The sequence below is a fragment of the Acinetobacter sp. MYb191 genome, assembly GCF_037572605.1.
Classification (GTDB): domain Bacteria; phylum Pseudomonadota; class Gammaproteobacteria; order Pseudomonadales; family Moraxellaceae; genus Acinetobacter; species Acinetobacter johnsonii.
This window is the reverse complement of the sequence record NZ_JBBGZP010000005.1, coordinates 95152-122091: the sequence shown is the minus strand read 5'-3', so window position 1 is coordinate 122091 and position 26940 is coordinate 95152. Positions and strand designations below refer to the sequence as shown.

At 41.3% G+C, this 26940-nt stretch carries 22 protein-coding genes and 1 pseudogene; 6 read left to right on the top strand and 17 right to left on the bottom strand.

All coding sequences use genetic code 11. The features are described from left to right. Positions 1–5 precede the first annotated feature (5 nt). The 4 genes from WH214_RS00605 to tatA all read right to left on the bottom strand — a co-directional run bounded on the left by WH214_RS00605 (position 6) and on the right by tatA (position 3869). Positions 6–2222 (bottom strand): PhoX family protein, encoded by a 2217-nt coding sequence (locus WH214_RS00605; protein WP_339421731.1) that lies wholly within the window; start codon positions 2220–2222, stop codon positions 6–8. Positions 2223–2395: 173 nt separating this feature from the next. After that, complete coding sequence (gene tatC / locus WH214_RS00600; RefSeq protein WP_339421730.1) at positions 2396–3175, bottom strand: twin-arginine translocase subunit TatC; 780 nt, start codon at positions 3173–3175, stop codon at positions 2396–2398. Continuing rightward, positions 3172–3630 (bottom strand): Sec-independent protein translocase protein TatB, encoded by a 459-nt coding sequence (tatB, locus tag WH214_RS00595; RefSeq protein WP_339421729.1) that lies wholly within the window; start codon positions 3628–3630, stop codon positions 3172–3174. The genes tatC and tatB overlap by 4 nt, the downstream gene beginning before the upstream one ends. A gap of 17 nt (positions 3631–3647) precedes the next feature. Further along, a complete protein-coding gene (tatA, locus tag WH214_RS00590; RefSeq protein ID WP_078425212.1) occupies positions 3648–3869 on the bottom strand; it encodes a Sec-independent protein translocase subunit TatA in 222 nt (73 codons plus the stop codon). Between the two features lie 159 nt (positions 3870–4028). Here tatA and WH214_RS00585 point away from each other — a divergent pair, with 159 nt between their 5' ends. Next, positions 4029–4913 (top strand): permease, encoded by an 885-nt coding sequence (locus tag WH214_RS00585; RefSeq protein WP_339421728.1) that lies wholly within the window; start codon positions 4029–4031, stop codon positions 4911–4913. Between the two features lie 119 nt (positions 4914–5032). Here the strand turns inward: WH214_RS00585 and rdgB are convergent, their stop codons facing one another. The 9 genes from rdgB to WH214_RS00540 all read right to left on the bottom strand — a co-directional run bounded on the left by rdgB (position 5033) and on the right by WH214_RS00540 (position 17047). Beyond that, entirely contained in the window at positions 5033–5659 is a 627-nt protein-coding gene (gene rdgB / locus WH214_RS00580; protein WP_339421727.1) for an RdgB/HAM1 family non-canonical purine NTP pyrophosphatase, read from the bottom strand. Between the two features lie 104 nt (positions 5660–5763). Beyond that, a complete protein-coding gene (locus WH214_RS00575; protein WP_004692440.1) occupies positions 5764–6354 on the bottom strand; it encodes a tetratricopeptide repeat protein in 591 nt (196 codons plus the stop codon). Beyond that, entirely contained in the window at positions 6351–6944 is a 594-nt protein-coding gene (metW, locus tag WH214_RS00570; protein WP_004979039.1) for a methionine biosynthesis protein MetW, read from the bottom strand. The genes WH214_RS00575 and metW overlap by 4 nt, the downstream gene beginning before the upstream one ends. Then, positions 6944–8101: a homoserine O-succinyltransferase MetX gene (gene metX / locus WH214_RS00565; RefSeq protein WP_126038232.1), complete on the bottom strand. Its 1158-nt coding sequence runs from the start codon at positions 8099–8101 to the stop codon at positions 6944–6946. Before metX ends, metW begins: the two co-directional genes overlap by 1 nt. Positions 8102–8202: 101 nt before the next feature. Beyond that, positions 8203–9900 (bottom strand): 2-isopropylmalate synthase, encoded by a 1698-nt coding sequence (gene leuA, locus WH214_RS00560; RefSeq protein WP_004979043.1) that lies wholly within the window; start codon positions 9898–9900, stop codon positions 8203–8205. 357 nt (positions 9901–10257) lie between these two features. Further along, positions 10258–11364, bottom strand: a complete 1107-nt coding sequence (locus WH214_RS00555) for an alpha-hydroxy acid oxidase (RefSeq protein ID WP_339421726.1) — start codon at positions 11362–11364, stop codon at positions 10258–10260. 49 nt (positions 11365–11413) lie between these two features. Then, a complete protein-coding gene (locus tag WH214_RS00550; RefSeq protein ID WP_339992713.1) occupies positions 11414–12097 on the bottom strand; it encodes a Fe2+-dependent dioxygenase in 684 nt (227 codons plus the stop codon). 118 nt (positions 12098–12215) lie between these two features. Next, entirely contained in the window at positions 12216–14540 is a 2325-nt protein-coding gene (locus tag WH214_RS00545) for a TonB-dependent receptor (protein ID WP_339421724.1), read from the bottom strand. Positions 14541–14875: 335 nt separating this feature from the next. Then, complete coding sequence (locus tag WH214_RS00540) at positions 14876–17047, bottom strand: TonB-dependent receptor domain-containing protein (RefSeq protein WP_339421723.1); 2172 nt, start codon at positions 17045–17047, stop codon at positions 14876–14878. 274 nt (positions 17048–17321) lie between these two features. Here WH214_RS00540 and tig point away from each other — a divergent pair. From tig to WH214_RS00520, 4 genes and pseudogenes are all read left to right on the top strand, one after another. After that, positions 17322–18653: pseudogene (tig, locus tag WH214_RS00535) on the top strand (trigger factor). A 192-nt stretch (positions 18654–18845) separates the two neighbouring features. Next, on the top strand, positions 18846–19451 hold the full coding sequence (clpP, locus tag WH214_RS00530; RefSeq protein WP_004692427.1) for an ATP-dependent Clp endopeptidase proteolytic subunit ClpP: 606 nt from the start codon (positions 18846–18848) through the stop codon (positions 19449–19451). 28 nt (positions 19452–19479) lie between these two features. Then, entirely contained in the window at positions 19480–20790 is a 1311-nt protein-coding gene (gene clpX / locus WH214_RS00525) for an ATP-dependent protease ATP-binding subunit ClpX (RefSeq protein WP_279743389.1), read from the top strand. A 158-nt stretch (positions 20791–20948) separates the two neighbouring features. Further along, positions 20949–21665: a DUF2846 domain-containing protein gene (locus tag WH214_RS00520; protein WP_010325895.1), complete on the top strand. Its 717-nt coding sequence runs from the start codon at positions 20949–20951 to the stop codon at positions 21663–21665. A 5-nt stretch (positions 21666–21670) separates the two neighbouring features. On the opposite strand, the gene WH214_RS00515 is transcribed toward WH214_RS00520, so the two are convergent. The 3 genes from WH214_RS00515 to WH214_RS00505 all read right to left on the bottom strand — a co-directional run bounded on the left by WH214_RS00515 (position 21671) and on the right by WH214_RS00505 (position 25262). After that, entirely contained in the window at positions 21671–22219 is a 549-nt protein-coding gene (locus WH214_RS00515) for a DUF2059 domain-containing protein (RefSeq protein ID WP_159127147.1), read from the bottom strand. Positions 22220–22322: 103 nt separating this feature from the next. Next, positions 22323–23849 carry a fumarate hydratase gene (locus WH214_RS00510; protein WP_004692421.1) on the bottom strand — a complete coding sequence of 509 codons (1527 nt, stop codon included), beginning with the start codon at positions 23847–23849 and terminating at the stop codon, positions 22323–22325. 552 nt (positions 23850–24401) lie between these two features. Further along, on the bottom strand, positions 24402–25262 hold the full coding sequence (locus WH214_RS00505; RefSeq protein WP_339422953.1) for a helix-turn-helix transcriptional regulator: 861 nt from the start codon (positions 25260–25262) through the stop codon (positions 24402–24404). A gap of 179 nt (positions 25263–25441) precedes the next feature. Between WH214_RS00505 and WH214_RS00500 the strand changes: the two genes are divergently transcribed. Next, entirely contained in the window at positions 25442–26347 is a 906-nt protein-coding gene (locus tag WH214_RS00500) for a DMT family transporter (protein ID WP_339421721.1), read from the top strand. Between the two features lie 111 nt (positions 26348–26458). On the opposite strand, the gene WH214_RS00495 is transcribed toward WH214_RS00500, so the two are convergent. After that, positions 26459–26869, bottom strand: coding sequence for an NUDIX hydrolase (locus WH214_RS00495; protein WP_339421720.1), 411 nt, complete (start codon positions 26867–26869; stop codon positions 26459–26461). Positions 26870–26940: the final 71 nt, after the last annotated feature.

The following is a 26940-nucleotide window of genomic DNA, read 5'->3' as shown; positions in this document are numbered from 1 at the left end:
ATGACTTAAGATACTTTGGTCGTTTCCAATGCTTCTCCAGCAATTGCACCACCATCTACACGTGTAATGACTAATGTGGCAGAACGTGGGCGAGAGCCTAATACCGCTTTGCTTAGATTTAATGCAGATGGATGATTCGCAGGCCAATTATTACCTGGGTGCTGAATGTTGATAAAGATAGCTTTGTAATCAGGTGTCATCGTAACGCCTGTAATCTCACAACCTGCAGGGCCAGTGAGGAAGCGACGGAGTTTGGTGTTGTCTAGCTCCGCACCTGTAGGCGTTGGTAAACCAGCTGTCGTTTTAACTTGACCATCGCCGACTTGACCAGGAAGCGCTGCGAGCATCATACAGTTGGTTTCATCTGTATATGAACCATCATCTGTTTGAATCCACAATACACCACGTGGGTCGAACCACATGCCATCTGGGCTTGAAAAGTCATTGTCTGCGCCAAGTTTTGACAGGTTAACATCTTGAACAGAGTCTTGTTCAGCGCCGAATAGGAAAATGTCCCATGTAAAGGTTGATGCAGTAACGACATCTCCAGTTTCTTTGAAACGTATGATATGGCCGTTAATATTTCCTTTAGGACTACCGCCTTTGTCGGCATCTGCATAGTTACGTGGGTTTGCAGAGTCCAGGGGGTGAGCTGTACCACGGCTACTGTTGTTGGTTAAAGTCACATAGACTTCACCATTTTTGGGATTGACTGCAACCCACTCTGGACGGTCCATTTTGGTTGCACCCACTGCATCTGCTGCAAGGCGAGTATTTACCAAGACGTCAGCCTGATCTGCAAATTTGTATTTTGCATAAGCCGAAATAAGCGGGTTATTGATATTGAGTTCAACCCATTCGCCTGTTGATTTTTGTGTCGCTGTATCAAAGTTAAACTTCGCAACATACAGTTTGCCGCTGTTCATGTATTTGTCACCAGCCGTGTAACCACCATTGACATCTTTAGCATCCCAAAGTGCGTCAGAGACAAACTTATAGATATATTCGCCTTGAGAGTCATCACCCATATAGAATGCGAGTGGCTGACCTGCAATAGCACGGCTTGCGCGACAGTCTTCGTGTGCAAAACGACCGAGTGCGGTGCGTTTAACAGGGGTGTGACTGCCATTAAAAGGATCAATCTCAACAATCCAGCCAAAGGTATTCGTCGTGTTACGGAAGTCATCTTTTGCTTCAGCACCCGATACTTTGGTTAACCAACGGTCATAGATATCTTGGATATTGAGATCTTTAATATCATTTGTACGTGAGTCTTCAGTGGCTTTGACGGTATGCCATTTGTATGAGCTTGCCGCAGGAATTTTGTAGCGGTCTAATGCCACAATGCTATTGGCATCACGACCAATGTCATCACGCGAGAAATACTGGTTAAAGTTTTCTTCTGTAGTTAGATAGGTGCCCCAAGGAGTATAGCCATTACCACAGTTGTTGATGGTGCCTAAACCGAAATCGCCATTTGGGCTGAACTTGGTTTTAACTAGGTTGCTACCTTTCACTGGACCAGTAAACTCAATACGTGAAGCAGCGGTAACACGGCGGTTAAACACTGAAGCTTTATTGATGCCTACCAGTTGCGTTTTGCTGTCTTTTTTCAGTTCAATCACTGAGACACCGTGACAGTTAATTTCACGGAGTGCTTCATCTTCTGAGCGAACTGCTGCATTAATTGTATTAACAGCAGGGTGTAGAATTTTTTTGTCATCGACATATTCGTGATTCATGACCAATAGACCTGAGTCTGATTGGTTTGCATCGAAGCGGCTATTGGTCATGCCAAAGAAGGTCATACCGTCATGACATTCGCCAGAACGACGAACAAATGAAGCGCCTGTTGGAATATTATTTTCGTCCCATTCTGTGAGTCCATCAGAAATCGGGTCACCAAGCGCATATAGAACACGTGCCTCATAGCCTTCTGGAACGCTAACTTGATCTAACACGTTTTTATTTACGGCTTTAAACTTTAGTGAACTTGGCGTTTGGTTTTTATCTGGTGTAACTGGTGTTGTGGGTGTCGAGTCGTTATTGTCGTCATCACCACAGCCCGTCAAAGACGCTGCTAATGTCAGTGCAACAGCACCTCCCGCCGTTTTAGTGATTAAATCACGACGTGTAATTTTTTTATTAAAAAGTTCTGAAAATTCAGCATTCCCCGAATTATTACTATCATAATCGTCGTTAAAAGGCATTTGCTCAGTCATAAGTTTTCCTAGCGTCTTTGCTTGGTCGTTTTTAGAAAGTTACAAACAAGGTAAAGCGTCAATATGACAGCGTGGTGAAGTTTATATGTCAAAAACATGAAATGATCGGTTAGCACATTTAGCCATAAAAAAAGCAGGCAATTTTGCCTGCTCATTGTTTTCAATCGGGGAGCTTAAGCTTCAGCCGCGCGTTTTTTTTCAATCAGTTTTCCCAAAAAGAGACCAATCTCAAATAAAAGCCACATCGGTATCGCGAGCATAATCATCGAAAGAGCATCAGGTGGGGTCACAAACATTGCAACAAAAAAACAGCCGACAATAATGAATTTTCGTTTTTCAACCAATTGTTGTGTGCTCACTACCCCAATCAAGATGAGTATCAAGGTAACAATAGGAATTTCAAATGTTAAGCCAAAAACCAAAAACAGTTTTAGACAGAAGCTGAGATAGCTGTTGATGTCTGTCATTGGGGCCACAGTGTCAGGGGAAACACTGATAAAAAAGTGCAAAATGGATGGCAGCGCAATGAAATAAGCAAAAGCGACACCTGCATAAAACAAAGCAATACTACCAATCAAAAGAGGCGTTGCGAGCGATTTTTCTTTTTCGTATAGCGCAGGTTTTACAAAAGCCCAAAGCTGATAAATGATAAAAGGCATGGCCAGCATGAGAGCCACAAAAAAGTTTAGTTTAAATGGCGCCATAAAGGTGGCGGTAACATCTGTTGCAATCATAGACGAGCTAATTGGAAGTTGTGCTCGTAAGGGTTCAGATAGCATTTGGTAGCTATGATTGGCAAAAGGCAATAAACAAAAAAACAAAATGAGAATTAAACCGACGATTTTAAATAAATGACCTCTTAAGATGATCAAGTGCTTAGTAATCGGCATTTCTTCAAGCAGCAGTTGCTCTGAGTCTTGCGTCACTACAGGGCTTAAGTTGTTAGATTTCATACAGCCTCCCGCATCGGTTCAAAGCTATTTTGAACACAGTCTAAATAAGGTGCCGAATCTACAGATGACTTGTGTTTCATAGGCTGAAGTGTCAGTAATACAGGTGCCTTTTGATTCACATACTGATAAGTATGGGAGATATTTTTATTATCGAGTGTGGCAGTTTCTTGGTGTTTTTCATTTGCCAAAATATTTTGTTGTTGTATGTGTTGCATCTGAGCTTGCATCTTTTGTTCAAGCTCCTGAATTCGCTTCATTTCATTTTGCATTTGTTCACGTAATTCAGACATCCGTAGCTCACGGTCAATGTCATTTTGCACATTACTGACCATGCGTTTGACTTTGCCATACCACTTGCCCGCAAAGCGCGCTGCTTCAGGTAATTTCTCTGGTCCAAGAACCAATAGTGCGATAATGCCAAATACCAAAAGCTCTGTCATGCCGATATTGAGCATTGCAAAACTCCAATGACTTAATGTTTGACGGTTGAGTTGGTTGTGTTGCTATTTTGATGTTCTAAGGTACGTGGCTCATTGAGTTGAGCTGCTTCAGCATCCTCATCACGGATCGACTTTTTAAAGTCTTTCACCGCACCGCCGACATCTTTGCCTAAGTTCTTAAGTTTGGCTGTACCAAAAAGAAGAATAACCACAATTGCAAAAATTAGTACGTGCCAAATTGATAGTCCCGCCATGGGTAGATCCTCATCATTTTTCGTTTTCCCTATATCAACAGGCTTGTGTGACATTGCGGTGACGATGATGTTTCAATTTCAAGACAAAACGATCGCTTCGCACAGATTTTGAGAAAAAGCAGTGTTATGATGATTCGGTGAAATTTCAAGGATATTGAAGTGACGTTGCTGCTCCCTCTGTTGGCCTTTCTTAGTGGTTTACTCCTTGCATCCACCCCTTTGGCAACACGGTTGAAAACAGGCTTTTCAAGTCTTTTAGCGCGTTGCTTTATTCCAATTGTTATTGTCTACAACATGGTTTTTTATCAGGCTGGTAGCTTTAGTCTGATGCTATTCAGTTTTGTCGTGGCAGTGCTCTTATTTTACTTTTTCCTCTATTTTTCAAAGAATAAATTAAGCGCCCTGTGTTTTAGTTATGTCAATATGGCATGGTTAGGCTTTCCTTTTGCGATTGCGTTGTTTGGCACAAAAATTAGTCCAGCAATGGTGGCCTTATATATCGGTGGCTCTATTTTTGGCAATCTCTGGGCAGTTACGGCTGTGAGCCAAACACCGTTACCTTTTTCATTTATTTTAAAAAAAGTGCTCTGTGCTCCACCCATGATTGCTTTGATTCTGGCCCTTATTTTTCGTTCCGTTGGGGTACAACATTGGTCACAGCATGATCTGATTGATGTGGTTTATAGTGCAGCCAAATTTGGTATGAGCTTCTCTGGCATGTGCGTATTGGGCATGTGGTTAAGGCACACCAAAGTTGAGAAAGCGGACCTGTGGCAAAGTAGTCAGACGGCTTTATTAAAATTGGCATGCGGCGTGGTGCTGTGTGGGCTGAGTTATCGTTACCTCGCTATTCCTGATATTGAACAATATATTGGGGTGATGTTCTTATTGTTTTGTTTACCGCCAGCAGCCAATATTGTGGCTTTGGAAACGCATTATCAGGGTACAGGCACGTCGGCAAAATATATTGCTTCAGGTACGATCATCAGCTGTGTCGTGGTGAGTATTTATGGTTTATTGCTGCATGTATTTGCTTTAATTTAAACACTCACTTTTAGCTGGAAATGCGTAGTGCTGCGCAACGGCGATAGAAGAGAATATAGAAAATCTTTTGCCACCGTCCTCCCCGAGGGGAGAAGGGGCAACATTGCGCAGCTTAGTTTTTATTGTTCTAAACTGACTTTAAATAGTTGTATCGCCTGACCACGATGGCTGATTTTATTTTTTTCTTCTTTACTCATTTCTGCACTTGAAAGCCCTAACTCGGGTAACCAGAACAGTGGGTCATAACCAAAACCATTTTCACCACGTGCAGCCTCCAGTACTTCACCTTTCCAAATGCCTTGGAAAATTTGCGGCAGAGGATCATCGGCATGTTGTACTAACGCTAACACGCATACAAACATGCCTTCAATTGCTTGACCATCTTTACGCAGTGGCTTGAGTTCAGCTAATAATTTTTGGTTATTGGCAGCATCATCGCCGTGTTCACCTGCATAACGCGCAGAGTAAATCCCTGGTGCACCATCTAAAATAGGGACACAAATCCCAGAGTCATCTGCAATGGCTGGTTTTCCTGAAATTTTAGAAGCATGGCGTGCTTTAATAATCGCATTTTCGACAAAGCTTAGACCATCTTCAATGGCATCTTCAATATTCAATTTACCTTGAGCAATCACTTCAACAGGTAAGTTGAGCTCTGCAAATAATTTTTCAAATTCCGCAATTTTGCCTTTGTTATTGCTTGCGAGGACTAACGTACCTTGCGATAACCAATCAGTTGATGCCATGTGAAAGATCCGTGCTTTAAAAATTATGGGGTTATTTTAACAAGTCCTACTCATGGATAGGCAATAAAAAAGCACCCGAAGGTGCTGAGTATGGAAATAAAAGCTTATTGAGCTTGAATCCACTTGTCTGCACGGTCACGTGCTTGACGAATTTGATCTTGTGTTAAGTTTGCCGCCAAGGCTGTTTTCTTGCCTTCAGAAAGTGTAATCACTTTATTGTCGAGCATGCCATCACGAGTTGAAAGCTCATACCATTGATAAGCACCCATGTAGTTTTTCTTTTGCTCTTCCATCATCGCCAAGTTAAAGCTTGCACGGTTATCACCACGGCTGGCTGCTTTTTCAAAGTATTGACGCGCTAAAGATTCATCTTTTTTGGTGCCTAGGCCATCTGCAAGCATACGACCAACATTTAGCTGAGCGGCCGAAAGACCTTGATCTGCAGCGGCTTTGTACCAAGCAAAGGCCTGTCGTTCATCTGCAGAGATGTCTTTACCTTGTTGATACTTAGTTGCAAGATAGAACTGCGCAGCAGGCTGACCTGCTTTTGCTGCTTTAATTAAGCTATTGATATCCATAACAGAATATTGTGCAGCTTGACTCGCAACAGACGTGGTTGGGGAAACATAATCTGCATGAGCTTGAATGCTCAAAAGTCCAACCAATAGTGTCGTGCTTAAGAATAGTTTTTTCATAGAGCGCTCACTCGATAAATTGCGACTTCACCAAACAAATTCGGGAGACGTTTACTGAGTAAACTATCTTGTTGATCCCCATTTACAGCGAGTCGATTAATAATTCTGATGTTATTTTCCGCACAAAGTGCTTCAAAATCACGGAAAGTACATAAGTGGATATTGGGCGTGTTATACCACATGTACGGTAAAGCTTCAGAAACAGGCATCATTCCTTTCAGTGCCAAGAAAGAGCGGGTCTTCCAATGGGCAAAGTTCGGAAATGTAATGATCGCCTGTTTCCCTACGCGCACCATATCACGTAATAAAACATCTGGTGCATCTACCGCTTGCAAGGCTTGTGCCATAACGACATAGTCAAAAGACTGGTCTGCAAAGCGGCTTAAACCCAAGTTTAAGTCTTGTTGGATAATATTTAACCCGCGACCGACCGCAATTGCAATCTTTTCTTGATCAATTTCCAGTCCATATGCGCGAATATTGTGCTTTTTGCTCATATGAGCCAGTAATTCACCGTCACCACAACCCAAATCGAGTACGCTAGAATCAGGTTTGATCCATTTTTCTGCCAGCTGATGATCAATACGCATTACACAGCCTCCTGAGTTGCTTGAAGGTGTTCAGAACCACCCAAAAATGCACGTAATGCTTTTACATACAAAGGAATCGGGAACAGGAATGAGTCATGGCCTTGTTCAGCGTCGATATCTAAATAGCTCACCGGTTTGTGGTTGGTGATCAGCGCATCCACAATTTCTTGTGAGCGCTGTGGGGTAAAACGCCAGTCGGTGGTAAAGGACACCACAAGGAACTGACATTTGGTCTGTGACATGGCTTTAACTAAAGACTGTTCATACTCACGCGAAGGATCAAAATAATCCAAAGCTTTGGTCATAATCAGGTAGGTGTTGGCATCAAAGTTACGGCTGAACTGCTCACCTTGATAGCGCAAATAGCTTTCGACTTGGAATTCGACATCGAAGCCGTACATAAATTTGCCTGACTTTAAGTCGCGGCCAAACTTTTGTTTCATGGCTTCTTCAGATAGATAGGTAATATGACCGACCATACGTGCCAAAATTAGGCCACGTTTTGGATAGCTATCATTTTCAAGATAGCGACCATCATGGAAGTCTGGATCAGACAAAATTGACTGTCGTGCGACTTCGTTAAAGGCAATATTCTGAGCAGACAGTTTCGGCGCACTGGCAATAATCACGCATTTTTGTAAACGGTCAGGATAATCAACCGACCATTGTAAAGCTTGCATACCACCCAGCGAACCACCAATCACCGCACTCCAGACTTGAATACCCAGATGATCAGATAAAATAGCTTGGGTTTTAACCCAGTCACGGACGGTGACTAAAGGAAAGTCAGGACCATAAGGACGGTTATCATTTTCAGGATTTGGTGAAGTTGGCCCTGTTGAACCGCTACAGCCCCCAATATTGTTCAGTGCAACCACGAAAAACTTTGAAGTATCAATCGCTTTGCCTGGGCCAATACAAGCATCCCACCAACCCGGTTTTTTATCGTCAGCATGATGGTAACCCGCAGCATGATGATGACCCGATAGTGCATGGCAAATTAAAATCGCATTGGATTTATCTGCATTGAGCTCACCATAGGTTTCAACCATCAGTTCATAACGAGGGAGAATACGACCGCATTCGAGCTCTAAGGGCTCTTCAAAAGTAAACTTTTGTGGACTAACGATACCCACGGAGTCAGCAGGAAAAGACACAGGAATAATTCGCCTTAAATCTTTGGGGTTAATAAACAAAAGGATACCACTTGAGGGTATCCTTCTAAAGTCATTTTAGTGCTAATTATTATTGCTAATACTTATACCGCAGCAGCAATCACTTGATCTGTGCTTAACACACCTTGATCAATTAAGCGGTTGGTACAAGCAATAATAGCTTCAATCGATGAGGTCACAATGTTGTCGTGAATACCCGCACCGAAGGCTGATTTACCTGTACCTTTGACTTGTAACTCAACCAAAGCTAAGGCTTTTGCATTTGCCCCAGAGCTAATACCACGCTCTTCGTAGCTCAAGACATCAATTGGTAACTGTAAAGCATCCAACATTGCAGAGATTGGACCATTGCCTTCGCCACGTAATTGCTGCGTTTCACCGTTCACTTCAACTTCAAGCTCAACCACTTGCTTACCGTTGTTGTCATACAAACGGTAGTTTTTAGTCGAGTAATGCGTATCCTTGGTGTCCACATAAGTTTCTTTGAACAATTTCCAAATTTCTTGTGCGGTAATTTCAGTGCCTTCTTCATCGGTACGTTTTTGTACAGTTTGAGAGAATTCAATTTGGATACGACGTGGCAACACCACGTTGTAATTTGCTTCTAACAAGTAAGCAATGCCGCCTTTACCTGACTGTGAGTTGACGCGAATCACAGCATCATAGTCGCGGCCTAAGTCTTTCGGGTCAATTGGCAAGTATGGCATATCCCAAATTTCTTCGTTCTTTTGGAACTCGAAACCTTTTTTAATGGCATCTTGATGCGAACCAGAGAATGCTGTGAAGACCAAGTCGCCTGCATAAGGGTGACGAGGGTGAACAGGCAAGCCTGTGCATTCTTCTACCGTTGCAATGATTTCATTGATATTTGAAAAATCTAAGTTTGGTGCAACACCTTGAGAGTACATATTCAAAGCAATCGCAGCAACGTCGACGTTACCTGTACGTTCGCCATTACCAAACACACAACCTTCGACACGGTCTGCGCCGGCCATAATGGCCAATTCAGATGCAGCAATCCCACAGCCACGGTCGTTGTGACAGTGCACAGAGATAATCACACCATCACGACGGGCGATGTTGCGGTGCATCCATTCAACTTGGTCTGCATAAACATTCGGTGTTGAAACTTCAACCGTAGCCGGTAAGTTTAAAATCACTTTATTGGTTGGTGATGCTTCCCAAATTTCGGTAACTGCATCACACACGTCTTTTGCAACTTCTAATTCGGTTGCAGAGAAACACTCTGGGCTGTACTGGAACACCCATTCCGTTTCAGGATATTGCGCTGCATATTCTTTCACTTTGCTGGCTGCATTGACTGCTAATTGCTTCGCACCTGCAACATCGACATTTAAGACTTTTTGGCGGAAAGTTGGAGCATTTGAATTATAAATATGTACGATGGCACGTTTTGCGCCCGCTAAAGACTCAAAAGTACGCTGGATCAAATGATCACGTGCTTGAACTAAAACTTCGATATACACATCATCTGGAATGTGATTTTCTTCGATTAATTTACGGGTAAAGTCAAAGTCAATCTGAGATGCTGAAGGGAAACCGATTTCAATATTCTTGAATCCAATTTTCACCAACATTTGGAACATTTTAAATTTTTGTTCCATGTCCATCGGTTCAAAAATTGCTTGGTTACCATCACGCAGGTCAGTACTCATCCAAATAGGCGCTTTTGTAATTTCGTTGTTTGGCCATTGACGGTCTGGCAAGTCAACACGTTGATACATGCGACGATATTTTTTACTTGGATCAGCCAACATCATGAGGTAACTCCTTACATAGTACGGGTTGCATTTGAGTGGGTAATAAAAAGCAACCTACTATTTATATAGATTGTGTCTATGGTCTCTATTTACAAGGGAGTCTTCAGGGTGTTTTTAAACGTAAATATTTGATACGACTTAGATTTACCGTGAGTAACCTTGTAACGTTATATTTAAGAGTTTAATCCAGTTCGGTCGAAAAGATTTTTCTTTTTTTATGGCTTTTAGTCGTATCTGAAAGAATATTTCCCTTTAATTTGATATTTAGGGGAAATATTTCCGTGTATTTTTGAGATGTGTTTGATCTTTTTCTTCATTTTACGAATTTGATTCATTTCATTCGCTTTGTTGAAGAGGCTATGAGAACTCTATGACCATATCTGGCTGTATATCTGCAAGTGTTGCAGTGCCCATCAACGCCATGGTGATCTCAAACTCTTCTTTTAAGATTTTAAGCACATGGGCAACGCCTAAGGCACCCGCAGTGGCAAGACCATAAATACATGGTCGCCCAACTAAAACCGCGGAAGCTCCCAAGGCAATAGCCTTAAACACATCTGAGCCGCGACGCACACCGCCATCATATAAAAGAGGGAAGTCATGCGGAACGGCTTTTTTGATGAGTTGTAAGGCTTTGAGTGGAGGAATACAGGTATCTAAAACACGACCGCCGTGGTTAGACACAATTAAGCCTTGTATGCCATGTTGAATGGCCAGTTGTGCATCGAGTGGACTGACGATGCCTTTTAACAGGATGGGTAAATCAGTCTGCTGAACCATCCATGCGATGTCATCCCATGTCGGGGCAATTTTCATCAGTCCATTAAACACGGGATGATCGCCTTCTTGCAGTTCAGGCAGTGGAATATGGGCAGGAGTGTGCGGATGCTGCATGTTTTCAGGGAGGTGAAAGAAGGCACGACGTTCACGGTCACGGACGCCTGTATGTGGTGAGTCCACAGTGATCACAATAGCGGTGAAGTTTTGTGCCTCAGCGAGCTTCAGCAAGGCCAAAGATTTATCACGGTTACCTTGCCAGTACAGTTGGAACCATTTGAAGGGATTCTCTGATTTCAACGTGCGCATATCGGTATTGGTAAAGGTACTCAAAATCATATTACTGCCGAGTACTTCTGCTGCCAGTGCGGTTGCTGCTTCTGCTTCAGGATGAAACTGCTGTTGATGACCAATCGGTGCGACAAAAATAGGATGTGGAAAGATTTGCCCTAAGATTTCACAGCTCGTATTGCCTTGAGTGAGATCTCTTAACATGCGTGGTATTAAGTGCAGGTTTTGGAACTGAGCGAGGTTATTCCGAACACTGATCTCATCCATAGCACCACCTTGCAAATAGTGCCAGACCATCTCAGGCAGATGCTTTTCTGCCTCAATTTCATAGTCTGCAATCGTTTGTAATGAGGCAGGAATTTGGGTGAGTGGTGGCAAAACAGTTTTTGATGTCATGGAACGGTCCAGTTGCTACAGTAGTTAACGTTGAGCTGGGATTATTGTTTTAAAGTTCAGCCCATTTTCGCATCAGGTTATGATACAGACTGGTTAGCTTGACCACTTCTTGATGTTGATCACCGAGTTGCACACGTAGGTTTTGAATGGTTTGATCAATATTAAATAAGATATGGCGGTCAGCATCATCTCGAATCATGCTTTGAACCCAAAAGAACGAAGCGACACGGCAGCCTGAGGTCACTGGTGTTACCTCATGCACGCTAGTAGATGGATATAAAATCATATCACCCGCGGGTAGTTTCACTTCATGATAGCCATAGGTGTCTTCTACCACCAAATCGCCACCTTCATATTCGTCAGGTTCGCTTAGAAAAACAGTGCAGGATACATCGGTACGAATCCGATCTTTGCTTCCGGCTACCCAGCGAATGGCATTGTCCACATGGAAGCCAAAAGTTTCGCCCTGTTCATAGCGGTTAAAATAAGGCGGCAAAATATCTAAAGGTAGGGCAGCGGACATAAAGAGTGGATGTTGTCCAAGTGCTTCTAAGATGATATTGCCTAAGTGTTGTGTGAGAGGATCATCTTCAGGGAGCTGTTGATTTTGTTTTACATTTTTTGAGAGTGATCCTGTGGTTTTTTTACCATCAATCCACTCCACTTTTGCCATTTCACGGCGAAAGTATTGTACCTGTTCTTTGCTTAATACATTGGGAATATGATGGATCACAACACGACCTGCTGAAAATGAAAGATCTATTTAGTCTTTAAGCATATATAAAAATAGCCTCAATGAGAGGCTATTTTTGTTTTGTTCCATAACTAAGTTGTGGAATTAACTATCGAACTTAGTACTTAAAGTTTACAGAGAGTACTGCACTACGGCCTTCGGCTTCAGTTGCATAGTGAGATGCGTAAGCTTTAGTGAAATAACGTGTATCAGCCAAGTTGTTGACATTTAACTGAAGGTCAACATTTTTGTTGACGTTGTAACGCGCCATAGCATCGTAGCGAACGTAGCCAGGTACCCATTTGGTATTTGCAGCATTGGCATAGACTTTGTCCATCGCAATTGCGCCAGCACCTAAAGTCAACTGTGGCATGACTTGGTAAGTAGTCCAAAGTGTTGCAGAGTTCTTAGCAACGTTTTGAACTTGTTTACCATTATTGCTGTTTGGTGCGTAAATTGGAGCAGCTGTTGTACCAATATTCTCGAAACCACCATCAATGAGTTCACTATCTAAATAAGTATAACCTGCAGATACAGCCCATTTGTCCGTAATGTTACCGTTCACGCCAAGTTCGATACCATCGACACGTGTCTCACCGATATTTTGAGTTGTGCCTTCGTCCGTCGTTGCACGAGTATTGGTTTTTTCTGTACGGAAGATCGCAGCGGTTAAATTCAACTTCTCATTCAGCACATCCCATTTCGTACCAATTTCATAAGTTTTAACTTCTTCAGGTTTTAAGTTCTGAATAGCTGCTGTAATACCTTCTGAACCATCACCACCATCTACACCAACTGGATTTGATGAGGTTGCATAACTTGCATAGATCGAGCCATTTTCGACTGGTTTGTAGACTAAGCCGACTTGGTAGTTGATAAAATCAGAGTCGTTTTTAATCGCTACTTTATCACCAGCTTTTGCTGTTGGAGGAGTCGTAATACTTCCTAATACCGCACTATTACGCGCGCCATATGTCATGGTCTGCTTAGCAGAATAATCATCCCAACGAAGACCTAAATCTAAAATCCATTGCGGGCTAAATTCAATGCTGTCTAGGAAGTAAACAGAGGTATTTTCATTTTCAATGTTATAACGGTCAGCGCCTTCGGTACTGATGCTGCCTGTCCATGGACCACGATTCGGATTTTGTACAGAAGTACACCAGCCTGAAGCAATAGCAGCTGCATTACATGAGCTATTCGCAGCCCCTGTAGTAGTCAAACCATCAATAATATATTGGGTGCGATCAGTTTCTTGGTCTGAATACTCAGCACCTAAGTTAAAGCTGTGCTTTAAGCGACCTGTATTAAATTTACCTGTTAAAGCCAATTGGTCTGTAAAGGTATCAGTATCGGCTACACGTGAGTTTGCACGCGCCCAAACATTTCCTGTTAAAGCCCCTGTAGCACTATAAAAGTTACCTTTTGAGTCATCTGGATTTGTCCAAAGGTAGTCATTTTTAGATTTGTTATAAACAGCGGTATTGCTAAGGGTTAAATTATCAGTAAGATCATGTTCAAGCTTGATCGTTCCTGATTGGTTTTCCTGTTTTTGGAAATCACGATCTTTCCAGCCGTAATACATGCCTTGTTCAACATCGATAGGTTTACCATTGCCATTTAAGCCTACTTTAGGACTTGTAGCAGAAAATGGGTTGTTATATGGAATACCTGAATCAGGGGTATCATCAGTTTTGAGGTAGTAGTAGCTTAAAGTTGCACGCGTGTCGCTGTCTAGACCAAAAGTAATACTTGGCGCAATACCTGCACGTGCATATTCAGTACCATCTTCTTGACCCGCTTTGTCGTTGTGGTGACCCATTACGGCAACACGAGCAGCAATACCATTACCAAAATCTTTGTTACCGTCTAAAGTAATACGTTGGTAATCATCCGTTCCTGCACCCACAGAACCTTCTAAAAAGTCACCTTTTTTTGCAACTTTAGAAATCATGTTGATGCTACCACCAGTTGTACCTGCACCGCCCATAGCTGATGCAGAACCTTTGGTAATTTCAACTTGCTCAATCGCAAACATTTCACGGTTTTGCGAAGATGAGTTGCGTACACCGTCTACGTACATTGAACTTTCAGAGTTATAACCACGAATAAATGGACGGTCACCATTTGGGTTACCACCTTCACCTGCACCAAGTGTGATCCCAGGTACTGTGCGTAAAGCATCGCTTAAAGTTGTAACTTGAGTGTCTTCAATCAACTGTTTAGAAATAACAGATACTGACTTTGGTGTGTCGAGTAGGGGAGCAACGAACTTGCTGTTTGCAGATTTGTCTACTTTCAAACTTTGTTCTGCTGCCGCTTCCGTGTGAATTGTTTCTAATTGCGCGATTTGATCTTGCGCAACAGCATTGACTGCAACCACAGAGAGTGTTGAAGCGATTGCTGAAGAAACCAGCTTTTTACGTGTTTTGATGAAGGCCATAACGAATCTAGTTCTAGCGTTGTAAATTAGTATGCGAATAATAATGATTCTTATTTTTTGTAGCATAACTATTGCATTGGAATTGTCGATGCTTAGATATATTTGTGTAGAAAAAATAAATGTAATAATGTAATGAATTTAATATAAGTTTTTGATTTTTATTTAAATTGGAAAATTAGATTATGTTTTTATAATGTTATTGGAATTTAGAATTTACTTTTTGCAAGCCAAGTTTAAAGGTATTTTTCCAAGTGAATATGTAGAAATTATGTTGGATCTATATTCCGTATGTAAGAAGAGAACCTTGCCTCAGCAGGGTTCTCTATACTGCAATTTTAGAAGTCGTAAGAAACAGATAACCAAAGGTTACGACCAGGTAGGTATGTACCAGACATGCTTGAACCAATAACCATGTAATCGTAATAAGATGCAGGATTATTATTGGCATCAATATAAGTGCCATTGCTTGTAAAATCTTTATCTAACAAGTTATTGACTGCGCCATTAAAACGGAGCTGATCATTCACAACATAGCTGGCACCCAGATTGAAAAGATTGTAGCCCTTTAATTTATTGTTTGTTGCATTGTAAATAATCGCTGAATCACCTGCTGTTTGAACGGTACTGTAGCGCTTACGTTCTGATTTATATTCATGTTGTAACCATAGATCCAAGGATTCATTAATATGCCAAGTTGACGTCATATTAAAGGCATTTTTAGGCACGTTATTCAGGTAAGAACCTTTGTTTTCACCTTTGGTAATTTCTGATTCCATGTAGGTATATGCTGCTTTGATATCCCACTCAGGAATGATGGTATATTTTAAGCTAAGCTCAACGCCTTTAGTTTCTGCCTCATTTGCATTGATTTTTTGAGCAAAACTGGCTTGAGTGATATGTGAACCATAACTCACACAGCCTGGAGCATTCGGATTTACTGTAGAGAAACAATTTAGTAATTCTGGCCCGTCAGTAATTAAGTTATCAATCTTGTTAAAAAATGCAGTGGTGGTAAGGTCTAAATTACCATTATTATAATTGAATCCGAGTTCATAGTTAATTGATTCTTCTGGTTTTAAGTCTGGAGAACCAATATTAAAAGATGTGCCTTGTCCAGTTATACTAATAATGCCATTATGAAGATCTTTAGCGGAAGGAGCTTTATAACCTGTGCTGACACCACCTTTAAAAGTGAGATGATCACTTGTATTCCAAACTAAATAAGCGCGTGGACTGAATTGGCCACCGAAGCCTGAATGGTCTTCATAACGACCACCTAGAGTAAAACCAAGATTATCTAAGATGCGCCACTCATCTTCTGCATATACAGAAAAAGAGTCTTTTTTAAATTTAGCGCCAATACCTGCAATGTCATCCGCAATTTCAGCCTCTTTATATTCAGCACCAACTGTTAATTTATGATCCGCAATAGGTAAAACTATATGTGAATCAGCAACAAAATCAGTATTTTTTAAAGTTCGATCTTGTCCAGCTGAAGCATTTCCCGGGAAAGTATTACGAGGGATTGTACGTCCAATCGTTTCGGTTTGAGTTTGGCTGATGTATGAGGTCCATTTACCAAAGCTATAGTCGCCATCATGACCAGCAGAGATTTGGTCACGTTTAAATTCTAATTCATCTTTATAACCAGAAGCACGTGCTGGCGTATCAAGTGTACCTAAACGGTTATCATCATTTTTATAGGTTTGGCTTGAATGGAAACCATCAATCCAGAAAGTATTTTGATCATTCAGATTAAATGCTAGTTTTCCACCGACATCATAGGTATCTGCTTCACTTGGACGCGGGTCACGACCTGACGTTCCAGGAATACGTTCAGATTTTTGACGGTCTAAATAAGAGCCACGTAGCTGTATTCCAAGTTTATCTTGAATAATTGGACCATTTACAACAACACTGGTTTTCCATGAGTCTGCTTCGCTGCCATGCTCCATGACATTGCCACCGACAGTGACATTGCCATTCCAATCATTACTAATTTTTTTGGTAATAATATTGATGACACCACCCATGGCTTCTGAGCCATAACGAGTTGCCATTGGTCCACGAATGACTTCAATACGCTCAATCGATGATAAAGGTGGTAAAAAGCCATTTGAGGATTCACCAAAACCATTTGGTGTGACATCTGAAGAAGTCGTTTGACGACGACCATCAATTAAAATCAGGCTATAGTTATTGTCTAAACCACGCATGCTAATATTCAAGCCAGAAGTTTTACCGATTCCATTACGAATATCGATACCTGGTACATCTGCTAATAGGTCTGCAATGCTGGTTGCATTTTTCTTTTCAATATCTTCTTTCGTGACCACGCTAATTGAAGCTGGTGCATTTTTAATATCTTGTTCAAAACCCGCAGCTGAAACCACAATAGTGGAAAGCTGATGGGTAGATGAATCTTCAGTTGTTGTTTCTGCGAAAACAGGAGTGGTGATTGCCCCAAGCAATGCCAATGAAAGAGGGTTTAGATTAAACTTACTCATAACTAGAGTTCCAATGATGGACGAGAAAAAAATTGAAAAAAACGATCAAAGTTGACGCAAATATTAATGGTAATATTTATCATTTGCAACAAAAAAGCCATAAAAAATATAATACTTTGCGCTTAATCAGTAGTGATTTAAAAATATTCAAAATAAAAAACGATAAATGAAGAAAAAAATATGTGGTTTCAATCGGGTGTTTTGTATATCGTTCAATGTTGTCATATAATGTGGCACTTTTTAAAATTGTTCTTACCAAAAGATTGAGGAAGCCATGCAAGTAACTTCTGAAGCGGTTTCGGGTGTTACCCGTCGTTTAAATGTATCTGTACCGACGAGCCGTGTTAACGAGCAGTTCGAAGCTCGCTTAAAACGCACTGCTAAAACTGTGAAGATCAACGGCTTCCGTCCAGGTAAAGTGCCAGTAAATGTTGTTCGTCGTGAATATGGTGCAGGTATCTACCAAGAAGTCGTAAGCGACATTATTCGTGACACAGTATTTGAAGCGATCCAACAAGAAAAAATCAATGCTGTTGGCATGCCAAACATTTAAAAATCTGAATTAAAAGACGACGCGCTTGTATACGAAGCGACTGTTGAAGTTTATCCAGAAGTTAACGTGAAATTTGATGGTTTAGAAGTTGAACGTAAAGCATCTGAAGTAAACGACAAAGATGTTGATCAAATGATCGAAAACCTTCAGAAGCAACGTGCTTCTTGGGCTGAAACGAAAGGCATGGCTAAAAAAGACATGCAAGTAACTTTCGACTTTGAAGGTTCAGTAGACGGTGAAAAGTTTGAAGGCGGTTCTGCAGAAGACTTTAAACTTGTTTTAGGTTCAGGTCGTATGATCCCTGGCTTCGAAGACGGCATCGTTGGTATGAAGAAAGGCGAAGAGAAAGTTATCGATGTAACTTTCCCTGAAGATTACCAAGCTGAAAACCTTGCTGGTAAATCAGCTCAATTCAAAATCACTGTGAAGCTTGTTGAAAAACAAAAACTTCCAGAAGTTGATACTGAATTCCTTAAAATCTTCGGTCTAACTGAAGAAGAAGGCATTGAGAAGTTAAAAGCTGACGTTCGTAAAAACATGGAACGTGAAGTGAAAAATGGTTTGCGTAATCAAGTGAAAGGTGCAGCTTTTGATGCACTTGTAGCTGCAAACGAAGTTGAACTTCCTGCGTCTATGGTTGCTCAAGAAGTTGACCGTCAACGTCAACAAATGATCCAACAGTTTACTCAGCAATTTGGTGCTCAAGGTGCGAAAGCATTTGACTCAAGCATGCTTCCAGATGAATTGTTCAAAGAACAAGCTGAAAAATCTGTAAAATTAGGCGTACTGGTAAGCAAAGTTTTAGCTGATGCTAAAATCGAAGTAGATCAAGCACGTGTTGATGCTTACATCGAAGACATGGCTTCTTCTTATGAAGATCCAGCTGAAGTGATCGAATACTTCAAAAATGACAAACAACAACGTTCGCAAATCGAAGCTGTTGTGTTAGAAGACCAAGTGGTTGATCACATCTTAGCGTCTGCTAAAGTAACAGATACTGCTGTAAGCTACGAAGACTTATTGAAAGAGCAACAAGCTCGTCAACAAGGCTAAGTTTAGCTAAAGTAAAAAAGGCGCTTTGAGCGCCTTTTTTATTGTGATCTAGGTTTGTAAAAGGCCTTGCGTTCACAAAGCTTATGCAAAAAATATCTGTTATTTACTTGGGAATATTTTGCATTTTCAGCAATTATCCCTCATATTGTGACTATGAGTTGAGTAACAAAAAATTTAGGAATAAGTAAACGTATGTATATTCCAACTATCGATAATGCCTTAGTTCCAATGGTTGTAGAACAGTCATCTCGCGGTGAACGTTCATTTGACATTTATTCACGTCTTTTGCGTGAACGCGTCATTTTTATGACTGGTGAAGTTGAAGATAACATGGCGAATTTGATTGTCGCGCAAATGTTGTTTTTAGAAGCGGAAAATCCAGATAAAGATATTCATCTTTACATTAACTCACCAGGTGGTTCAGTGACTGCTGGTATGGCGATTTACGATACCATGCAATTTATTAAACCAGATGTTGTGACCTACTGTATGGGTCAAGCAGCATCAATGGGTGCTTTCTTGTTGAATGCAGGTGCGAAGGGTAAACGTTATTGCCTTGAAAATGCACGTGTCATGATCCACCAACCGTTAGGCGGTTTCCGTGGTCAGGCATCTGATATTGAAATTCATGCACGTGAAATTCTGTTCATTAAAGAACGTTTAAACCGTTTAATGGCAGAGCACAGTGGTCAAGACTATGAAACTGTGGCACGTGATACTGACCGTGACAACTTTATGACAGCGCAAGCTGCAAAAGAATATGGTCTCGTGGACGAAGTGTTATCTAAACGTCCATAAGTTTTAAAAGTTTAGAATTGGAGTGAATATGTCCGAACATCCTCAAGGACAAAAGCATTGTTCATTTTGCGGTAAAACGCAGTCTGAAGTTGGGAAACTGATTGCAGGCGAGGACGCGTACATCTGTAATGAATGTGTGGACGTATGCTTAGACTTGGTGCAAACCAGTCAACAAGTTGAGTCGGGTGACTGGGCTGCAAAACCCTTGCCTAAACCTCACGAGATTCGTGCGGCACTAGATCAATATGTCATTGGTCAAGATGTGGCAAAGAAAACCTTGTCAGTTGCTGTCTATAACCACTATAAACGTCTTAAAGCGACACATGGTGGGCATAAACACGACGATGCTGTTGAAATTGCGAAAAGTAATATCTTATTAGTAGGGCCAACAGGTTCGGGTAAAACCTTGCTTGCGCAAACCATGGCGCGTCTTCTCGATGTTCCTTTTGCTATGGCTGATGCAACGACACTTACCGAAGCAGGCTATGTCGGTGAAGATGTTGAAAACATTGTACAAAAGCTTCTACAAAAAGCAGACTACGATGTAGAAAAAGCGCAAAAAGGTATTATCTATATCGACGAAATCGACAAGATTACCCGTAAGTCTGAAAACCCATCGATCACGCGTGATGTGTCGGGTGAAGGTGTACAACAAGCTTTACTGAAAATGATCGAAGGTACGGTTGCCTCCATTCCACCTCAAGGTGGTCGTAAGCATCCGCAGCAAGAATTTATTCAAATTGATACTTCAAATATCTTGTTCATCTGTGGTGGGGCATTCTCGGGTCTTGAGAAAATCGTACAACAGCGCCAAGAAAAAGGTGGAATTGGCTTCACGGCTGAAGTGAAGAAGAAAGATGAAGGCAAGAAATTGTCTGATTTGTTCCGTCAAGTTGAAGCGACCGATTTGGTGAAATTTGGTCTGATTCCAGAGTTTATTGGTCGTTTGCCTGTAATTGCGACTTTGGAAGAGTTAGATGAAGAAGCTTTGATGCAAATTCTGACTGAGCCGAAGAATGCATTGACTCGTCAATATCAACATTTGTTTGATATGGAAAACGTTGATCTGGTTTTTGAAGACTCAGCACTACGCGCTGTGGCGAAAAAAGCCTTAGACCGCAATACGGGTGCACGTGGCTTACGTTCTATTTTAGAAAATACGCTGCTTGAAACCATGTATGATTTACCAAGTCGTACCGATGTTGGTACGGTTGTGGTGAATGAAGACGTGATTAACGGCGCGGCTGCACCATTATTTAAGCCAGAGCGTTTACCAAGAATCGAACAGAAAGATGCAGCTAAAGTTGATTTAAAAGTGATTAATTCAAAGTCCGCTTAAGTTGTTATTCATCTGAAACGTGTGAAAATCGAGTGTTTTCACACGTTTTTTTATATTCAAAAAAAAGAGGGAATGCTACTCTGCATCATAGGCTGGGATGCCTAGATTAAAACTAAAAATTCAGTATCAAAATAAAAAATATGCCGTGAGGAATAGTCATGCGTGCAATGACGATTACGCTTTTAAGCAGTTTAATTTTATTGGGTTGTCATGGAAAAGCGACAGTTGAACAACCTGAATTAACATCAACTCTCAGCCATGAGGTCGATTTTGAACATGACCCAGGCATGATCGAGCAGTATCGCATCGGGGTGTTTAGCGTAGGTGGATGGGTCAACCAAAAATTAGGACAGCGTTTTCAGCGTGTCCAACCCCAGCATGAACAAGCGGCGATGGTTTATCTGTATCGTCCAGACTCAAAATGGAACCGACAAGAAATTGTGGCGTCGAGTTTATTTATCAATAAAGAACGCATTCCAAGCCTGCTTAACAATCATTATTATTGGGTCGAATTGCCCGCAGGGACTTATCGTTTATCGAGTAGTCGGCCTTTGGGCATTAACCATTTTCAAAAGCCGAAATATATCGATTTTAGCGTAGAAGCGGGGCAGTCTTATTTTATCAAGTATGATGAAGAGAACTTATCCACACGCCGTGATGTTTCGGGGCCTTTGGCAGTTATCCCTGAAAAAATTGCGATTCAAGAAATTGCATTTACCCAGTTAAAGTCCAACAGCTACAACTTTGTAGCGGAAGATCAACACACGGGTGAGCTACGAAAGAAAGCGCAAAAACTTAAACCTGCCAAATATGACCCAAGTGAAGATGTTCAGCTGATGAAGCCCTTTAAGCTGTGGAATCCTTTAACCTGGTAAGTGAGCTATTGTACTTTTTTGGCTTGTTCAAATAATGGTGTCAGAGTCTTTTCAATTTGACGATTCATTTCCTGCTGAATAGCCGGATCTTGCATCATTTCAGCAGACATGGCGATGCTATTGCGCATGATTTCACTCATCATTTTACTGCTTTTTTTATTGATAGACTGGCCTAGAGGTGTTTCGAGGAACTGAATGTTGGCCAACACTTCCTCTTCGGTAAAGGTCTGCATATAGACATTTTTAAGCATTTGCATAAATTTCGGATCAGAAATCAATTTACTGCTAAATGATGCCGTGATTTCAGCGATTTGCTTGGCTGCTTTTTGTTGTTCAGCATTGAGTGTTGAGGTTTTAAAAATATTCTTAATAATTTCTTCGGCTTGTTGGTCATAGACGGGGCGCATTTCTTGCTGTGATTGCGCTAAAGTGCCTTTAATATCGCCTAGTTTGAGCGCCTTTTCTACCGATGCTTCGGTCGCGGGTTTGGCAAAAGAAGCTGTGCTGAGGACGCATAAGGTAATACCGCAAAGGATGTGATTTAATTTTTTCATTGTTGGTCTATATCTTTTGATTAAGTCTATAAAAATAGGTAAAAAAATACCCTTAACATGACCTTAGCATGTTAAGGGTATCCAAAAAAGTAAAACTTAAGTTTTAGCCCGCTGCAGCATCGACTACTGGAATTTTACCAATTTTGGCTTGCCAGATTTTTGGTGCTGTTGCGTGAATAGACGTACCATTCACATCAACTGCTACCGATACAGGCATGTCTTTCACTACAAATTTGTAAATCGCTTCCATACCTAAGTCAGCAAAAGCAACGACTTCAGCTTCACGAATTGCTTTAGACACAAGGTAAGCTGCACCGCCCACTGCCATCAAGTAAGTCGCTTTATTGTCTTTAATTGCTTCAACAGCTGCAGGACCACGGTCCGCTTTACCGATCATGCCGAACATACCAGTTGCTTCAAGTACTTGACGTGTGAACTTGTCCATACGTGTTGCTGTTGTTGGGCCAGCAGGACCAACCACTTCATCACCGACTGGATCTACAGGGCCCACGTAGTAAATGAATTTACCTTTTAAGTCGACAGGAAGTTCTTCACCATTGTTTAGCATGTCTACCATGCGTTTGTGTGCAGCATCACGACCTGTATAAATTGTACCATTCAGAAGTAAGGTATCGCCTGGTTGCCAAGCGTTCATTTCTTCTTGGGTAATGGTATCGAGGTCAACACGCTTAGAAGTTGATGAATCCCAAGTAACTGATGGATAGTCTTCAAGTTTAGGTGCTTGAATGTGTGCAACACCTGTACCATCAAGTTGGAAGTGCGCGTGACGAGTCGCTGCGCAGTTTGGAATCATGCCCACTGGTTTGCCCGCAGCGTGACATGGGTAATCTTTAATTTTAATGTCTAGAACTGTGGTTAAGCCACCTAGGCCTTGCGCGCCAATACCCAACGCATTTACTTTTTCGAAGATTTCCATACGAAGTTCTTCGATTTTATTTTCAGGGCCACGACGAAGTAATTCGTCCATGTTGATTTCTTCCATGAGCGATTCTTTTGCAAGCATCATGGCTTTTTCAGCAGTACCACCAATACCGATACCCAACATACCTGGTGGACACCAGCCTGCACCCATGGTTGGAACAGTTTTAAGTACCCAATCCACGATTGAGTCAGATGGATTTAACATAGCCAGTTTAGATTTGTTTTCTGAACCGCCACCTTTTGCCGCAACAGTAATATCCACTTTGTTGCCTGGAACAAGTTTGTGATAGATCACAGCAGGGGTGTTGTCTTTGGTATTTTTACGACCAAAAGCTGGGTCAGCCAATACAGATGCACGCAATACGTTTGAGTTTTCTAAGTAACCTTGACGTACGCCTTCGTTGATTGCATCGTCTAAGCTCATAGTTAAATCAAATTTAACATCCATGCCCACTTCAACGAATACGTTGACGATACCTGTATCTTGACAGATTGGGCGGTGACCCTCTGCGCACATACGCGAGTTAATTAAGATTTGTGCGATCGCATCCTTCGCGGCTTTGTTCTCTTCACGATCATACGCACGGCTCATCGCTTGGATGAAGTCTTGTGGGTGATAGTAAGAAATGAACTGAAGCGCGTCTTTGACCGATGTGATCAAATCATCTTGCTTGATAATAGTGGTCATACAAATATCTCTTGAGCGGGCTGATAGCTAGCGGGCTAAATTATAAGACAAAATGCCGAGGTTGTGGATGTTTTGCGAAGCCTTTGGGCGAAAGTTTAATAGTTGAACAAAATTGATGAGAAAATGAGGTTATAAACGGTGGTAAATATGACAAAAATATCTAAATTTAATGAAATATTTCACGTCTAAATTCGGTTTGTGAATATGATTTATTATTTAAGATATTGAATATATTGTAAAAATAATAATATTTGAAATATGGCAGCACTGTCATAAAGTTGTCATAAAACTTTCGCATAATGCATTCATCAAACAATAGGACATCGAACATGTTGACAGGTTTAGTGATGGCTGCGGGCTTTTGTGTATATATCGCAGCGACTTGGATGTACGGTCAAAAAGAAGATCAGGCTTAAGCTTTATCTTCTTTTTTTTGTTTTAAGCTCTCTTCAAATCTTCAAATCTTCAAATCTTCAAATCTTCAAATCTTCAAATCTTCAAATCTTCAAATCTTCAAATCTTCAAATCTTCGCTTTATTCTATCGACGGGTGCTAATTTTTTCGCATTTGGGATGGAGAGTAGCCAAAGTGCTTTTTAAAGCGATGACTAAAATGGCTGCTGGAGCTAAATCCATATTGTTCCGAAATGTCCGTCATATTGGTAGATGTGTGCTGTAGAGCTTGGTGTGCCAGTTCAAGTCGACGTTGCATCACATATTGGTGCGGTGGCATGTGCATGGATTGCTTAAACATATGGGCAAAATGGTATTCACTGAGCTGGGTTTGCTCGGCCAAATCTGACAGAGTTAAGCTTTGCTGAATATGCTGATCAATCCATTCTAATAACTGTTTCAAAGTATACGGGGACAGCCCGCCTTTGACTTCTGGGGCTTTCCATTCGGTATAGCTATAATTTTTAATTAGATGGTTGAGCAGAAGTGTGGTGGCAGTACTCATCTGCAAATGATTTTCACGGTTTTGCCAAGCCCCATTGAGTAAAAAGTGTCGATAGATCATGGCAATCTGTGGGTCGGCCACGAAACTTTGCGGATTTAAAGTAATTTGGCTCGGCTCACGATCCCACACCTGTTCGGCGACGCGTTGTAGGTGTTGCTCGGTATAGTACAGATGCACAAAAGTCAGTGGGTCACGCAGATCCCATGTTGACTCAAAGTCCTGTGGCATCAAGCACATATGGTCTGGCCCACCGCCATTATGCCAACCTTGAGCTGTCTTTTGATAACTGTGATATCCCCCTTGAATGTACATACTAAGCGTATGGTGGTTACTACAAACACTGACACGGTCTTGGTTGTTTTTCCACATGGCCAACTGCATGCCCGAACCCAATTCGACCGAGTCGAGGAGTTGAGCTTTATGTTGTTGTAATTGATCTAGAATCTGATATTTCATCATCTATACGCAGTGCCGAATGGAATATTTAGTGTAGGACTTTGATTTCATTTTGTCATCTATATCCGAAAATCAGTAAAAAACCACAAGTTCATGATAGTGACCACAAGAAAGTGCAAGAAATGAGAGTCCTAAACCAAGCACAATAGCGTGAGTGGTTTGAGTTTGGTTTAAAGAGTATGAATGCGCTGTTATATGCTTTGGTGGTTGTAATCTGGGGAACGACATGGATTGCGATTAGTCTGCAACAACAAAGTGGAATATCGACCAATGTAGCCGTATTTTGGCGCTTCTTTATTTCGGCTCTGGTGTTGTTTACTTTTGTTGTGTTGTGCCGAAAACTACAAAAGCTGGCTGTAAAAGATCATCTATTTTGTATGTTACAAGCGTGCTGTATTTTTGGATTTAACTTTGTTTGTTTCTATTATGCAGTTCAATATATCAGCAGCGGTTTGGAGGCTGTTATTTTTTCTATGGCGGTAATTTTTAATACCCTCAACGCCAAACTGTTCTTTGGACAACAGGTTTCTACACGTTTTTATCCTGCTGCTTTGTTGGGTGGATTGGGGATCATCGCCTTGTTTTGGCATGATGTGGTGGGGAGTACCTTAAACAATCATACGCTGATGGGGATTGGTCTTTGTGTGTTGGGAACCTATGGTTTTTCACTGGGCAATATGATCAGTGCGCGTCATCAGAAAAACGGATTGGATATTTTTACCACCAATGCTTACGGCATGTTGTATGGTTCAATCCTGATGGCATTGATTGCTGGATTTAAACAGGACGAGTTTTTCCCCGCTATGGAATTCAGTGCGGTGAGTGCTTTATTGTATTTGGCTATTTTTGGTTCAGTGATTGGCTTTACCGCCTACTTCTATTTGGTTGGACGTATTGGTGCGGGTAAGGCAGCTTATAGTACTTTGTTATTTCCTTTGGTGGCTTTGGTGATTTCGACCATCTGGGAAGGCTATCAATGGCATATGAATGCGGTCATTGGAGTGATTTTGATTTTATGTGGTAATGCAATTTTCTTTATCAAGCCGCCCAAGTTTAGACTGAGCCAAATGTTGAAGCGAAGCTGAGTGATGAAGATCTAAAGACACTACAGTTTATAAAGCTCAGACATGAGATCTGGGCTTTTAAATCTATAAGCTGTTAGTTTTAGTGAATCAAAATTTTCCCTAAGCTACGGCTCAATATTTTGATTTTATAAACGCGAGTAATTCTTGGAATAGTGGATGCCAATCCGCAGTTGGTGACTCAAAAAGAGGGTGCCAAAAGAAATTAAAATCTAGCCCGCCATCATCATTGCAAAAATGTGTCCAGCGCTCTTTTAAAGTTTCTGTGGTATGGCATATAAATACATGCCAGTTAGGACCTTGCTCAGATGGATGATGTAAACCCACATATGAGTGAATGTGTGCAGAAGAAATCCCCGATTCTTCATAAAGCTCTCGCAAAGCTGCCTCTTCAAGTTCTTCATTAGTCTCAACTGTACCTTTTACGATTTGAATGCCTGCAATAGGATGCTTAAACACTAATATTTCTGTTCTTTGATTTATATCCCGAAATATAACAGGGACTACTTTTTCTATTAATGTCATTTTTCAATTTTATCAATTAGGTAGGTCATTATAGCAATTTAAAAGAATAGAGCTTCGGCGAAATAAACGTA

What these genes read in the sequence shown, in the direction of transcription:
- clpX (WP_279743389.1), top strand. Translation starts at nt 19,480, where the DNA reads ATGTCCGAACATCCTCAAGGACAAAAGCATTGTTCATTTTGCGGTAAA.
- clpP (WP_004692427.1), top strand. Translation starts at nt 18,846, where the DNA reads ATGTATATTCCAACTATCGATAATGCCTTAGTTCCAATGGTTGTAGAA.
- WH214_RS00520 (WP_010325895.1), top strand. Translation starts at nt 20,949, where the DNA reads ATGCGTGCAATGACGATTACGCTTTTAAGCAGTTTAATTTTATTGGGT.
- rdgB (WP_339421727.1), bottom strand. Translation starts at nt 5,659, where the DNA reads ATGGCATCAACTGATTGGTTATCGCAAGGTACGTTAGTCCTCGCAAGC.
- WH214_RS00545 (WP_339421724.1), bottom strand. Translation starts at nt 14,540, where the DNA reads ATGGCCTTCATCAAAACACGTAAAAAGCTGGTTTCTTCAGCAATCGCT.
- WH214_RS00505 (WP_339422953.1), bottom strand. Translation starts at nt 25,262, where the DNA reads ATGAAATATCAGATTCTAGATCAATTACAACAACATAAAGCTCAACTC.
- WH214_RS00515 (WP_159127147.1), bottom strand. Translation starts at nt 22,219, where the DNA reads ATGAAAAAATTAAATCACATCCTTTGCGGTATTACCTTATGCGTCCTC.
- tatA (WP_078425212.1), bottom strand. Translation starts at nt 3,869, where the DNA reads ATGGCGGGACTATCAATTTGGCACGTACTAATTTTTGCAATTGTGGTT.
- WH214_RS00575 (WP_004692440.1), bottom strand. Translation starts at nt 6,354, where the DNA reads ATGAAAAAACTATTCTTAAGCACGACACTATTGGTTGGACTTTTGAGC.
- WH214_RS00605 (WP_339421731.1), bottom strand. Translation starts at nt 2,222, where the DNA reads ATGACTGAGCAAATGCCTTTTAACGACGATTATGATAGTAATAATTCG.
- tatB (WP_339421729.1), bottom strand. Translation starts at nt 3,630, where the DNA reads ATGCTCAATATCGGCATGACAGAGCTTTTGGTATTTGGCATTATCGCA.
- WH214_RS00555 (WP_339421726.1), bottom strand. Translation starts at nt 11,364, where the DNA reads ATGACATCAAAAACTGTTTTGCCACCACTCACCCAAATTCCTGCCTCA.
- WH214_RS00510 (WP_004692421.1), bottom strand. Translation starts at nt 23,849, where the DNA reads ATGACCACTATTATCAAGCAAGATGATTTGATCACATCGGTCAAAGAC.
- WH214_RS00540 (WP_339421723.1), bottom strand. Translation starts at nt 17,047, where the DNA reads ATGAGTAAGTTTAATCTAAACCCTCTTTCATTGGCATTGCTTGGGGCA.
- tatC (WP_339421730.1), bottom strand. Translation starts at nt 3,175, where the DNA reads ATGAAATCTAACAACTTAAGCCCTGTAGTGACGCAAGACTCAGAGCAA.
- WH214_RS00500 (WP_339421721.1), top strand. Translation starts at nt 25,442, where the DNA reads ATGAATGCGCTGTTATATGCTTTGGTGGTTGTAATCTGGGGAACGACA.
- metW (WP_004979039.1), bottom strand. Translation starts at nt 6,944, where the DNA reads ATGCGTATTGATCATCAGCTGGCAGAAAAATGGATCAAACCTGATTCT.
- WH214_RS00495 (WP_339421720.1), bottom strand. Translation starts at nt 26,869, where the DNA reads ATGACATTAATAGAAAAAGTAGTCCCTGTTATATTTCGGGATATAAAT.
- leuA (WP_004979043.1), bottom strand. Translation starts at nt 9,900, where the DNA reads ATGATGTTGGCTGATCCAAGTAAAAAATATCGTCGCATGTATCAACGT.